The 13,085-nt window shown below is 38.2% G+C and carries 12 protein-coding genes, 1 other RNA gene and 1 pseudogene; 11 read left to right on the top strand and 3 right to left on the bottom strand.

All coding sequences use genetic code 11. The features are described from left to right. Positions 1 to 32: 32 nt before the first annotated feature. The 3 genes from SMA_RS09990 to SMA_RS09980 all read left to right on the top strand — a co-directional run bounded on the left by SMA_RS09990 (position 33) and on the right by SMA_RS09980 (position 4,706). Positions 33 to 977: an AEC family transporter gene (locus SMA_RS09990; RefSeq protein ID WP_014295424.1), complete on the top strand. Its 945-nt coding sequence runs from the start codon at positions 33 to 35 to the stop codon at positions 975 to 977. 401 nt (positions 978 to 1,378) lie between these two features. Then, the gene (gene polA, locus SMA_RS09985; protein ID WP_014295423.1) at positions 1,379 to 4,015 is read left to right on the top strand and encodes a DNA polymerase I; all 2,637 of its coding nucleotides are present in this window, start codon (positions 1,379 to 1,381) and stop codon (positions 4,013 to 4,015) included. 268 nt (positions 4,016 to 4,283) lie between these two features. Further along, positions 4,284 to 4,706 carry a CoA-binding protein gene (locus SMA_RS09980; protein ID WP_014295422.1) on the top strand — a complete coding sequence of 141 codons (423 nt, stop codon included), beginning with the start codon at positions 4,284 to 4,286 and terminating at the stop codon, positions 4,704 to 4,706. A gap of 37 nt (positions 4,707 to 4,743) precedes the next feature. On the opposite strand, the pseudogene SMA_RS09975 reads toward SMA_RS09980, so the two are convergent. Beyond that, positions 4,744 to 5,298 (bottom strand): annotated as a pseudogene (locus SMA_RS09975) (PadR family transcriptional regulator). A 64-nt stretch (positions 5,299 to 5,362) separates the two neighbouring features. Next, positions 5,363 to 5,899: a phenolic acid decarboxylase gene (locus tag SMA_RS09970; protein ID WP_009855093.1), complete on the bottom strand. Its 537-nt coding sequence runs from the start codon at positions 5,897 to 5,899 to the stop codon at positions 5,363 to 5,365. A gap of 265 nt (positions 5,900 to 6,164) precedes the next feature. Here SMA_RS09970 and perR point away from each other — a divergent pair, with 265 nt between their 5' ends. Next, complete coding sequence (gene perR, locus SMA_RS09965) at positions 6,165 to 6,662, top strand: peroxide-responsive transcriptional repressor PerR (protein ID WP_014295421.1); 498 nt, start codon at positions 6,165 to 6,167, stop codon at positions 6,660 to 6,662. A gap of 75 nt (positions 6,663 to 6,737) precedes the next feature. On the opposite strand, the gene SMA_RS09960 is transcribed toward perR, so the two are convergent. After that, the gene (locus tag SMA_RS09960; protein ID WP_014295420.1) at positions 6,738 to 7,496 is read right to left on the bottom strand and encodes a DUF975 family protein; all 759 of its coding nucleotides are present in this window, start codon (positions 7,494 to 7,496) and stop codon (positions 6,738 to 6,740) included. A 270-nt stretch (positions 7,497 to 7,766) separates the two neighbouring features. Here SMA_RS09960 and tgt point away from each other — a divergent pair, with 270 nt between their 5' ends. The 7 genes from tgt (at position 7,767) to SMA_RS09935 (ending at position 13,019) form a co-directional block, all read left to right on the top strand. After that, entirely contained in the window at positions 7,767 to 8,909 is a 1,143-nt protein-coding gene (gene tgt / locus SMA_RS09955; protein WP_014295418.1) for a tRNA guanosine(34) transglycosylase Tgt, read from the top strand. Between the two features lie 137 nt (positions 8,910 to 9,046). Next, on the top strand, positions 9,047 to 9,355 hold the full coding sequence (locus SMA_RS11225; protein WP_014295417.1) for a CHY zinc finger protein: 309 nt from the start codon (positions 9,047 to 9,049) through the stop codon (positions 9,353 to 9,355). Positions 9,356 to 9,358: 3 nt separating this feature from the next. Then, positions 9,359 to 9,889: a biotin transporter BioY gene (locus SMA_RS09950; RefSeq protein WP_014295416.1), complete on the top strand. Its 531-nt coding sequence runs from the start codon at positions 9,359 to 9,361 to the stop codon at positions 9,887 to 9,889. Between the two features lie 59 nt (positions 9,890 to 9,948). Continuing rightward, positions 9,949 to 10,725: an MBL fold metallo-hydrolase gene (locus tag SMA_RS09945; protein ID WP_014295415.1), complete on the top strand. Its 777-nt coding sequence runs from the start codon at positions 9,949 to 9,951 to the stop codon at positions 10,723 to 10,725. Continuing rightward, complete coding sequence (gene tadA / locus SMA_RS09940) at positions 10,725 to 11,231, top strand: tRNA adenosine(34) deaminase TadA (RefSeq protein WP_014295414.1); 507 nt, start codon at positions 10,725 to 10,727, stop codon at positions 11,229 to 11,231. The genes SMA_RS09945 and tadA overlap by 1 nt, the downstream gene beginning before the upstream one ends. A gap of 31 nt (positions 11,232 to 11,262) precedes the next feature. Beyond that, an RNA gene (gene ffs, locus SMA_RS11220) (signal recognition particle sRNA small type) lies at positions 11,263 to 11,348 on the top strand. Positions 11,349 to 11,669: 321 nt separating this feature from the next. Continuing rightward, positions 11,670 to 13,019: a glucose-6-phosphate isomerase gene (locus tag SMA_RS09935; RefSeq protein WP_014295412.1), complete on the top strand. Its 1,350-nt coding sequence runs from the start codon at positions 11,670 to 11,672 to the stop codon at positions 13,017 to 13,019. The last annotated feature ends 66 nt before the right edge of the window (positions 13,020 to 13,085 follow it).

Genomic DNA, 13,085 nt, shown 5'->3' with positions numbered 1-13,085 from the left:
CTGAAAATAATTCGTTTAAAAGGAAGTAAGTAATGACAACGTTTGTGAACAGTATTTCAGGTGTCTTAGTTATTTTGGTCATGGTTATGGTGGGCTATGTTTTAGCTAAAAAAGGTTGGTTTGATGACCAGACTCCCTCTTTGATTGCAAAATTGGTTACCAAAGTGGCTTTACCATGTTACATGATTTATACGATTGTTGGTCGTTTTACGGCTGATGAATTGTTAAAAATGCTGCCACAGTTGCGTTTTCCTACTCTTTCGATGATTATTTTACTTGCGATTGCTATGGCGGTAGCGCAGCTATTTGCTGTAGATAAAAAACATCAGGGCTTGTTTGTCTCTATGTTTTTTAATTCCAATACCATTTTTGTGGGATTGCCCATCAATCAAGCTCTTTTTGGCGATAAAAGCATTCCTTACGTTTTGGTTTATTACATGTGCAACACGACTTTCTTTTGGACGATTGGAACTTATTTTATCCAAAAAGATGGACGTCATTCTGCCACGATTGACTTTCGTGACAGTTTACGAAAAATTTTCTCACCACCGCTTTTAAGTTTTATTATTGGGGTGATTTTGGTGCTATTGAACATCCAACTGCCTGCCTTTTTACTTAGCGACTTTCAATATTTGGGCAACCTTACGATCCCGCTATCGATGATTTTTATTGGGATTTCGGTGGCAAATGCAGGGCTGTTAGGTTTGCGTTTTAGTAAGGACAATGTTTTAGTCCTTTTAGGGCGTTTTGTTGTAGCTCCGCTGTTAATGATGGTGATTGTTAGCCACACGCAAATGCCATTACTAATGAAACAAGTCTTTATCATCCAATCAGCCATGCCTGTCATGACAAACGCCCCCGTTGTCGCAAAACTTTACGGAGCAGACGCAGATTACGCAGCCATTATGGTGACCGAATCAACCCTTCTCACTATGCTCATTGTCCCAATTTTGATGTATTTAGTGAATTATTTATAATGATAAAATGGCACTTCCAGCATAGCGGAAGTGTTTTTTTCAACACAAAAAGCCTAGCTAGAGGCTAGACTTTAAGGAGATTATGAAAAAGATACATTCACTTAGCTTGGGGGTGCTAAAGTGAACGTTAGCTAGCAAAGCCAGCTGTGAAAGTTTTAGGAATGGTTAAAGTATAAAAAGGTAGCCTTAAAAAAATCTTAAGAGAAAAAAATATTTTCCGTTAAAGACAGGAAAACCAGAAAATTCACCGTAATCTTTGAAATCAATGCCTTTATTAACTCCAAGACAAGAAAACTGTTATAAAAGTGGAGATTTTGTGTCATTTTAGGGAAATTCAGAAAAAAGGATTTCTTCAACCTTCCAAAGCCAAACGAAAGCTCAATATATGTTATAATAAAGCCATGGAAAACAAGAAAAAATTACTTTTAATTGACGGGTCATCCGTTGCTTATCGTGCTTTTTTTGCACTGTATAATCAGATTGATCGCTTTAAAAATCGTGCTGGTTTGCATACTAATGCCATTTACGGTTTTCACCTCATGCTCAATCATTTATTAGAAAGAGTTCAGCCAACGCACGTTTTGGTGGCTTTTGATGCTGGTAAGACGACTTTCCGTACAGAAATGTACAAAGATTACAAGGCAGGTCGTGCCAAAACGCCAGATGAATTCCGTGAGCAATTGCCTTACATTCGTGAAATGCTTAGTGCGCTTGGTATTACTTTCTATGATTTGGAAAATTATGAAGCTGATGACATCATCGGAACATTGGATAAATTAGCTGAAAATGAGGACGAGTACGACGTTACCATTGTCAGCGGAGATAAAGACCTTATTCAATTAGCTGATAACAACACAACCGTCGAAATTTCCAAAAAAGGTGTGGCAGAATTTGAAGAATTCACCCCAGACTACCTCATGGAAAAAATGGGAATCACCCCTAAACAATTCATTGACCTTAAAGCGCTCATGGGGGATAAATCAGATAATATCCCTGGCGTTACAAAAATTGGCGAAAAAACTGGTCTTAAATTACTCTTAGAATACGGCAGCCTTGAAGGTGTTTACGAAAGCATTGACGGCATGAAAAAATCTAAAACGAAAGAAAACTTGATTAATGATAAAGAGCAAGCTTTCTTATCTAAGACTTTAGCGACTATCAATATCAGTGCACCGATTACCATTGGTTTGGACGACATCAACTATCAAGGACCAGATTTGGACAAATTAGTACCATTTTACGATGAAATGGATTTCAAGCAATTTAAAGACAATCTAGGTGCTCCGAAAAAACAAGAAAAATTCGACGTTAGCTACACCGAGGTGGATAGCTTGAGTGCGGATATGTTCACGGATGACCAATTTTTCTATTTTGAAATTTTAGGTGATAATTATCACGTTGAAAATATCATTGGCTTTGCTTGGGGAAATGACAAGGTGATTTATGCGTCAACCAATCTTGAACTTCTCAAGGACGATTTGTTCAAAGCAGCGCTAGCTAAACCAATCAAAACTTACGATTTTAAACGTAGTAAAGTCTTGCTTAGTCATTTGAGTGTTGATTTACCAGCGCCAGCATTTGACAGCCGTTTGGCAAAATACCTCCTATCAACGGTTGATGACAATGAACTGTCAACTATTGCACGACTTTACACGGATTATGTTTTAGATAGTGACGAAGCTGTTTATGGCAAGGGGGTTAAGCGTGCCGTTCCTGAAAAAGCAGTGCTGCTCAGCCATTTAGCACGTAAGATTGTGGTTTTGAACCATTCTGAGAAAGTCATGCTAGACAAGTTGACAGAACACCAACAAGCAAGCCTTCTCTTTGACATAGAGCAACCGTTGGCAAATGTCCTTGCTAAAATGGAAATTGCAGGTATTTCGGTTAAAAAAACAACGCTTCAAGAAATGGAAGCTTCTAACCAGGCTATTATCGATGAGTTGACACAAGAAATTTACGATTTGGCGGGCATGGAATTTAATATCAATTCGCCAAAACAATTGAGTGAATTGCTTTTTGACAAGATGCAATTACCAACAAGCTACACGAAGAAAACCAAGATAGGGTATTCAACAGCGGTGGATGTCTTGGAACGATTGGCGCCAATCTCACCAATCGTATCTAAAATTTTGGAATATCGCCAAATTGCCAAATTGCAATCAACTTATATCGTTGGTTTGCAGGATTTCATTTTGCAGGATGGTAAAATTCACACCCGTTACTTACAAGATTTGACGCAAACAGGTCGTTTGTCTAGTGTTGACCCTAACTTGCAAAACATTCCAGTACGTTTAGAACAAGGGCGCTTGATTCGTAAAGCATTTGTCCCAGAGACAGAAGATGAAGTGCTTTTAAGTTCTGACTACTCACAAATCGAATTGCGTGTTCTAGCTCACATTTCAAATGATGAGCATTTGATTGCGGCTTTCCGTGAAGGAGCAGACATTCATACGTCAACAGCCATGCGTGTCTTTGGCATTGAAAAAACAGAAGATGTCACACCAAATGACCGTCGTAATGCTAAGGCTGTTAACTTTGGTATTGTTTACGGCATTTCGGATTATGGACTTGCTAATAACCTCGGCATTCCACGTAAAGTGGCTAAACAATACATTGAAACGTATTTTGAGCGCTACCCAGGCATTAAAAATTACATGGAGCGCGTGGTGCGTGATGCCAAAGACAAAGGCTATGTCGAAACGCTTTTCCACCGTCGCCGAGAGTTGCCAGATATTAATTCACGTAATTTCAATATTCGTCAATTTGCAGAACGCACAGCCATCAACTCACCAATCCAAGGTAGCGCAGCTGACATTCTCAAAATTGCCATGATTAACCTTGACAAAGCCTTAGTTGACGGTCAATTCAAGACAAAAATGCTTCTACAAGTACACGATGAAATCATTCTTCAAGTACCAAAAGATGAACTTGAAGCCGTTAAAACATTGGTCAAAGAAACCATGGAATCAGCGATTGACTTATCAGTACCCCTCATTGCAGACGAAAATGTAGGACAAACATGGTACGAAGCAAAATAGAAATAAAAAACCGGGAGTGGGACAGAAATCGGTAATTTCGAAGAAATTCGATTTCGTCGTCCCACCCCCGCAAGGTTGAGTAGGGTTGTAAAAGCTGATTTATCAGCGTATTAGAACCCACTCAACTACTGCGCTTTGCAATTAATACTATAATATACAAAGAATTGAGCACTTTTATACCTCGTTTATACCTCGTTTATACCTCAGCTTGGTTTTTGCATCAACTATGTTATACTTAAGAAAAACGTCATACAAAGGAGGCAGCCAGATGACAACATTTCAAAATCCTAGTCAAGATGTGATTGCTGATTATTTAAAAAATTCCAAAACTATTGCTGTTGTTGGTTTATCACATCGTGAAAATAGTCCAGCTTATGGTGTTTCAAAAATCATGCAAGAAGCTGGCTATACGATTGTTCCTGTCAATCCAAGATTAGCAGGACAGAAAATTTTAAACGAGACAGCTTATGCTAGACTTCAAGATGTTCCTGTCCACATTGACATTGTTGATGTTTTCAGACGAAGTGAATTTCTACCAGAAGTTGCCAAAGATTTCATTGAAACAGATGCCGACATTTTCTGGGCGCAACTTGGTCTAGAAAGTCAAGAAGCTGCTGATATTTTACAAGCTGCAGGACGTGATAAAATTGTCATGAACAAATGTATCAAGATTGAATATCAAGGATTGTAAGCTAACAAAAAAACTAAGAGTCGCTTTTTGCGGACTCTCAGTTTTTTTGATGTTTCTGCCATTGCTGGATAGTGTCCTCAATCCAGCTTAATTGACTGCTAACGCGTGAAATGGCGCGGCTTAGGATAAGGTAGTGACCATAGGCGCGATTAATATCTTTTGGGCTTGAAAAAAGTAATTTTTCTCGCATTTTAAAATGCGCCAGCTGTTCTAGCAAAATCTGACGTTCTTCCTCTAATAAGGACAAAATCCGTGGATTAGATTGGTCGTGGATAAAGAACATTTTTAAAGAGAAAAGGTCCTTTTGAATAGGCGCTTCCTCGACCGTCTCCTCTAACTAGTTAGAAAGAATTGCTTCCCCCTCACTCGTTAATTGGTAATATTTTTCCTTAGCATTATCTTCAGAGGTCGTTTGTTTGAGCCAATTGTCATTGGACATACGTTTTAATTCAGGGTAAATCTGACTATGAGAAGCACGCCAAAATTCGCCAATCTCATTGTCAAATTGTTTCGTAATAGCCTGGCCAGTAATCGGTGAAGAATGTTTGACAATCCCCAAAATGATATAGGGTAAGAGACGTTCTTTAGGCATAAGACCTCCTTGTAATGAATAGTTGTTTATAACTAGTATAGCAAGAATTCGCCAGATTAGATAATTATTTTTTCAAACGTTTGTAATTATCATCAAAGTATTTCCCATTACGAATGTCGTCTGGTAAGCCTTCGTATGGTGCTTCAGAGATGACATCTTCGTTATTTTGCCCCGCATCACCCATATAGGTAATGTGAGCAAATTCAGGAACGACTAATTTTGGATAAGTAGCGTATTTTTCGCGGGATTCTTCCATTAAATCAATGTGTTCATTTTGGAAGCAAACTGTAATTTCAGGATGTTCATGAACCCAAGCAGGAAAGAAAATCGTACCGTTCAATTTTTTCTCATTAGGCACGAAATCAAGGGCAACATCAGTACCAGTTGGTTCTGTCCAAGCAACTTTATAAACACCTTCTGTGAGCATAACGATATTAGCTTCTTGGTCTTTGACCCAACGTCCAGCAACCATACCGCCATGAATACGATAATCAACAGTGTGGTCATTTTTAGCATACCATTCGTATTCCCAACCATTATCATAAGTGTAAATAAAGTGAGTTCCTAAAAAATCGTCCAAAGTTTTAAATGTTTTTGTCATCTGTTGATCTTCTTTTAATTATTTTATGTCGTTAACGATAAATATATTGTAAGACCAAATCCGAGAAATAGTCAAGAAATTTATGTCGGTATTTATAAAAAAATCCAAAAGTAAAGAAATCCGATTTCATCAATTTTTTACTAAAAAATCTCTCAGTAACTTGAAATTATCTGATTTTTGTAATAAAATAGGTGAGCGTATCTTGACATGTACTTTTTTAAACTATGTTATAATTAACTTAGTAAATTAGATAAGGAGAGCTATAATGGATGTTCACACTCACCACCGTCCTTTGGATGCCTATGAGAATGTCATTGAGCATCTCAAAAAGAAACACATCCGTATAACGGAGACTCGTAAAGCCATTATTGCTTATATTATAAATAGTCATGAGCACCCTAGTGCCGATAAAATTTATAGAGACCTATTACCAGAACACCCTAATATGAGTTTAGCAACGGTTTATAACAATATGAAAGTATTGGTTGATGAAGGATTTGTTACTGAGTTAAAAGTAACAAATGATACCACAACTTACTATGATTTTATGGGACATCAGCACATTAACATTGTTTGTAAGAACTGTGGTGAAATTGCTGATTTTATGGATGTTGATGCCATTGATATTGGTAAAGAAGCTTATGAACAAACAGGTTATCAAATCACAAAAATTCAACTGACAGCTTATGGTATTTGCCCAAAATGCCAAGAAAAACTAAAAGCAACAGGCAAATCTTTTATGATCTATTACGAGGATAAGTAAAAGTTCAAGTTGGACTTTGGTCATAAACCTGAACATAAAAAAATCACCTTAGCGAGGCTAGGGTGATTTGTTATATTATTCAGCATTTTCTAGTAAATCTTCGTAGAAGAAGAGGATAGCAGTTGTGGTATATGGTAGTGTGTAGAAGTAAAGTAAACCATAAGTGAATGCTGTTAAAATATGCCAACCAATGAAGCTAAATTGTAGGCAGAAGAAACGCCATCTGTTTCCTTTCATTAGTTTTGTACTCTTATCAATAATGCTACGAGGACCTTCATAAGTGCCGTTTTGGACATCATCATAAAGGATGTAGGTTGTCATGCTGTATGAATAGTTTTTCATAATAGCAAGTACAAATCCTGCAATCATCGCAATCAAACCAATAATCACAATGCCCCAGCCCGCAGCAGAATCATCCACAGCTGCATAAGTAACTCCGATAACGAAAATGAACATTCCAACACCAGCAATCAATGACCAGAGGAAGATAAATAGCCATTTCAAAAGAGCTGTCAAAACGTATTTCCCAAATAATTCGTTTGAAAAGACAATCATGTTGTCCCCTACTTCGACGTGGTCGCGTTTGAGGCGAATCACATCAAGTACAGCATAACTTGCTGACGCAAGAAATAGTGTAGATAGAATTCCAATGATACTTGGAACTGATTCTGTAATGCTAAATTCAATACCGTTGCTTGTTGTAAAAATCGCTTGATGATAAGAAATTGAAACGGTAAGAATCGCTAACACAATAGGAACAATAAACAGTTGATACTTACCAGAGAGTGTTTTAAGAAATTCTCTAGCTTTTCGACGTGTTTCTGAAGCTTTCATAATGGACCTCCTTTACTTCCCTTAAAAAATAGTTACTTCCACGTTTTCAATTATATCATATTGTATTAGAGATAGCACACTAAATCAGAGAGACATGACAAAAGATGTGATTTTTGGTAAAATCGTAAAGGTTGTGCTTTGTATTTTTAATAATACAAGGCAAAAGATTAATGAGCTTTTCAGTCTCAAATTCTCAGTTTGATTACTGTTTAATCATGACAATATTAAAAAATGCCCACAACTGTTTTTTGTGGTAGCTAGGAGAAGAAAATGACAGATTATCCGATTAAGTATCGCTTAATTAAGAAAGAAAAACACACAGGTGCGCGTTTGGGTGAAATTATCACACCACACGGCACATTCCCAATACCAATGTTTATGCCAGTTGGGACACAAGCAACGGTTAAAACACAATCGCCAGAAGAGCTCAAGGAAATGGGCTCAGGGATTATCCTATCAAATACTTATCACCTTTGGTTACGTCCAGGTGACAAATTAATCGCTCGTGCTGGTGGACTTCATAAATTCATGAACTGGGACCAAGCGATTCTGACTGATAGTGGTGGTTTCCAAGTGTATTCATTGGCTGATACACGTAATATCACCGAGGAAGGGGTGACCTTTAAAAACCATCTTAACGGTGCTAAAATGTTCCTTTCACCAGAAAAAGCCATTTCTATTCAAAATAATCTTGGCTCGGACATCATGATGAGCTTTGATGAATGCCCTCAATTCTACCAACCGTATGATTACGTTAAAAAATCAATCGAACGTACAAGTCGTTGGGCTGAACGTGGCTTGAAAGCACATCGTCGTCCACATGACCAAGGGCTTTTTGGTATCGTGCAAGGTGCTGGTTTCAAAGACCTTCGTCGCCAATCAGCTAGTGACTTGGTCAGCATGGATTTCCCAGGTTATTCAATTGGTGGACTTGCCGTTGGAGAATCACACAAAGAAATGAATGAGGTGCTTGATTTCACAGTGCCAATGTTGCCAGAAAATAAACCACGTTACCTTATGGGTGTTGGTGCACCAGATAGTTTGATTGACGGTGTTATCCGCGGTGTGGATATGTTTGACTGCGTGCTTCCAACACGTATCGCTCGAAATGGAACATGTATGACAAGTGAAGGGCGTTTGGTGGTTAAAAATGCAGCTTACGCAGAAGATTTCACACCACTTGACCATGATTGTGATTGCCATACTTGCCGCAATTACACACGTGCTTACATTCGTCACTTGCTTAAAGCTGATGAAACCTTTGGGCTTCGTTTGACAAGCTATCATAACCTTTACTTCCTTGTCAACTTGATGAAAAAAGTTCGTCAAGCTATTATGGATGACAATCTCTTGGAATTCCGCGAAGATTTCTTTGAACGCTACGGCTATAACAAGAGTGACCGTAATTTCTAATATCATACCAAGTCTGGGGCAAAGCTGCTCCAGACTTTTTGCGCTTTATCAGTGAGAAGATTCCAAAAAGAGTCAACCAATAAAAATAAACTAGTTGACTAAAAATAAATAAAGTAGTAAACTTTGTTAGGAGGTTGATGATTATGATAATTTATGGAATTAATCTTGATAGTAAAAGAAGATGCAAACATTATCATACAAAACGAGATGTTGTTGCTCTCAAGTGTGGTAAGTGCCAAGACTATTTTGCTTGTTATCAGTGTCATAATCAGCTACGAAATCACCCTTTTGAATCAGTTTCGGTAAAAGCTGCCTCACCTGTTCTTTGTGGCAGTTGTTATCATTTTTTGACTTTTGCTGAATACAAAAAAAGGGCTTGTCCGTATTGTCATCACGCCTTTAATCCAAACTGTCGGTTACATGAAAGTATTTATTTTAAGGAGTAGTTTATGAAAAATTTGAGAGATTTACTTTATATTGCGATGATGGCAACTATTCTTATCATCTTAGGTTTTATTCCAGCCATTCCAATGGGTTTTATCCCTGTTCCAATTGTTTTGCAAAATTTGGGAATTATGTTGGCAGGTGTGCTCTTAGGTTGGAAGAAAGGGTGTTTATCAATTCTTTTATTTTTTCTCTTAGGAATGTTTATTCCAGTATTTTCTGGTAGCACTTTGTTTGCTGTTTTTGCTGGACCAACAGCTGGTTATGTGGTTGCTTGGTTTTTTGTGCCAATTCTAATCAATGTGATTTTGAAAATTTTTAAGACATCATCTTTTATTAATAATTTAATTGCAATTTTACTAGGCGGTGTTTTATTTGTTGATGTGATGGGAGCAATTTATCTATCTGTTTATATACACACACCTTTGTTGACTTCTCTTTTATCAAATCTTGTATTTATCCCAGGAGATACGATTAAGGCAATTATTGCTAGTGTTGTAGCCTATAAATTTAAAGATAGACTGATGGTTTCGTAAGAGATAGTTTTCAAAAAATGTTATAATGTGAGTAAGCATTACTAGAGGAGGATTCTACGATGAAAATCACAACACTTGGTTGCTGGGGAGCTTACCCATATAAAGACGGCGGCACGACCTCTTATCTCGTTACGAGTGAGGACGGTTTTCAATTGCTTATGGATTGCGGAAGCCGTGCTGTCACAGAACTAGAAAAAGAAATCAGCCCACTTGACTTGGATGCGGTGATTATTTCACATTATCATCCTGACCATGTTGCTGATTTAGGCGTGCTACGCCATTATTTCCAACTATATCCCAAACATCTCTGGGAGCCTAAAATTTTGCCAATCTACGGACATACCGAAGATGAACAAGAATTTACTAAACTGACTTTGGACGGCGTTTCTCAAGGGAAAGCCTATGATGTCAACGGTGTTGAGAAGATCGGCCCATTCGACATTACCTTTATCAAAACCGTTCATCCTGTTCCTTGCTACGCCTTTCGTATTGTCGAACGTGCAACGGGACAAACACTTGTTTTCACTGGTGATACAGGCTATTTTGAAGGCTTGGATAAATTTGCTGCAGGCGCTGACCTCTTTTTGGCAGATGTTTACCTTTATGCGGGGAATGAAAATCATCCAGCGCATTTGACAACCAAAGAAGCAGGGCAAATTGCCAAGGCTGCAGGTGTGACATACCTTGTCTTGACGCATACGCCACCAGTTCCACCACAAGGTATTGATGCCGAAAATCACCTTCAAGTGCTTAAAAAAGAAGCAGAAAATTATGCTGACGGTGTTCCTGTTGATTTAGCTGAGCCACACAAATCATGGCAACTTGGTGAGCTATAATGGCTGAATTTACACAAGAAGAAAAGGAATATTTCATGCGAGAAGCGCTCAAGGAAGCGCAAAAGTCGCTAGCAAAAGAGGAAATCCCAATTGGCTGTGTTATCGTGAAAAACGGTGACATCATTGGACGTGGACACAATGCGCGTGAAGAACGTCAGAAAGCCATTTTGCATGCTGAAATCATGGCGATTGATGATGCCAATGAAAACGAAGGTAGTTGGCGTTTGCTAGATAGCACCCTATTTGTGACCATTGAGCCTTGCGTGATGTGTAGCGGAGCTATTGGGCTTGCCCGCATTCCGCAAGTGATTTATGGGGCTGCCAATCAAAAATTTGGCGGTGCAGGCAGTCTTTATGATGTTCTGACGGACGTTCGTCTCAATCATCGAGTGGGAGTGGAGACTGGGATTTTAGAGACTGAATGTGCAGCTATCATGCAAGATTTTTTCCGTAAAAACCGTGAAAAGAAAAAAGCAGCCAAACAAGTTACTAAAGAACAGTCCTAGTTTGCATAATCTAGAAATTATGATATAATATTCTTTGGAGCAACATCTGCGCGTGAAGTGGGTCAGGGGAGGAATCCAGCAGCCCTAAGCGATTGTAGGTGTGTGCTCTTTTTGTATATAAAACTATCCCCTTTTGAAATCAATCGTTTCAGAGGATTATTTTTTATTTAAGAGACTAAAAGGGGCGAAATAAGGGTATAACTTAAAATATTTTAATCATGTTTAATCGCTTAGACAAATCAAGTGTCATCTGTGTTGTGACGTGGCTATAACTGTAAAAATCTGTGAAATTTTCATCACAAAATGGTTGTTTCATGAAAGTTTTCAGCAACTTGGTAAACGCTTTATTTAAATGAGATAATTTAGTAAAAATCATTGAAAAATCATGCATAAAAGAGTAATATAGAGGAGAAATTTAATTTTTTGAGGAGTATTGTAATGACACATATTAAATTTGATTATTCAAAACTTTTGGGTCAATTCGTCGAACAAGAAGAAATCGACTTCATGCAACCACAAGTCAACGCTGCTGATGAATATTTGCGCAAAGGTACAGGTCCAGGTTCTGACTTCCTTGGTTGGTTAGACCTTCCTGAAAACTACGACAAAGAAGAATTTGCGCGTATCCAAAAAGCTGCTACTAAAATCCAATCAGACAGCGAAGTTCTTGTTGTTATCGGTATCGGTGGTTCCTACCTTGGAGCTCGTGCGGTTATCGACTTCTTGAGCAACCACTTCTATAACCTTCAAGCATCTGCAGACCGTAAAGGTCCACAAATTCTTTACGCTGGTAACTCAATTTCTTCAACTTATCTTGCAGACCTTATTGAATACGTTAAAGATAAAGATTTCTCAGTAAACGTTATCTCTAAATCTGGTACAACAACTGAACCAGCTATCGCTTTCCGTGTATTCAAAGAACTTTTGATTGAAAAATACGGTCAAGATGAAGCTAACAAACGTATCTACGCTACAACTGATAAAGCTAAAGGTGCTGTTAAAGTTGAAGCTGTTGCTAATGATTGGGAAACATTTGTTGTTCCAGATAACGTTGGTGGACGTTTCTCAGTATTGACTGCCGTAGGTCTTCTTCCAATCGCTGCCGCTGGTATCGACATCGAAGCTCTTATGACTGGTGCTAACGCTGCTCGTAAAGAATTGACTTCTGCTGAAATCTCAGAAAACATCGCTTACCAATACGCTGCTATTCGTAACGTTCTTTACCGTAAAGGCTACATCACTGAAATTTTGGCTAACTACGAACCATCACTTCAATATTTTGGTGAATGGTGGAAACAATTAGCTGGTGAATCAGAAGGTAAACACCAAAAAGGTATCTACCCAACATCTGCTAACTTCTCAACTGACCTTCACTCACTTGGTCAATTCATCCAAGAAGGTTACCGTAACATCTTCGAAACAGTTGTTCGTATTGACAAACCACGTAAAAACGTTGTTATCCCTGAATTGTCAGAAGACCTTGATGGTCTTGGATACCTTCAAGGCAAAGATGTTGATTTTGTAAACAAAAAAGCAACTGATGGTGTTCTTCTTGCTCACACTGATGGTGGTGTTCCTAACATGTTCTTGACACTTCCTCAACAAGATGAATTCACTCTTGGTTACACAATCTACTTCTTCGAGTTGGCAATTGGTCTTTCAGGTTACCTTAACGCTGTTAATCCATTTAACCAACCAGGTGTAGAAGCATACAAGAAAAATATGTTTGCTCTTCTTGGAAAACCAGGATTTGAAGACTTGTCAGCAGAATTGAACGCACGTCTTTAATTCATCAATACACAGATAAAAAAGCTTCCGTAAGGGAGCTTTTTTTGCGTGAAAAAATTCCTTAAA

It is taken from the genome of Streptococcus macedonicus ACA-DC 198 (genome assembly GCA_000283635.1).
Taxonomy (GTDB): domain Bacteria; phylum Bacillota; class Bacilli; order Lactobacillales; family Streptococcaceae; genus Streptococcus; species Streptococcus macedonicus.
This window is presented reverse-complemented; position numbering and strand designations above follow the sequence as displayed.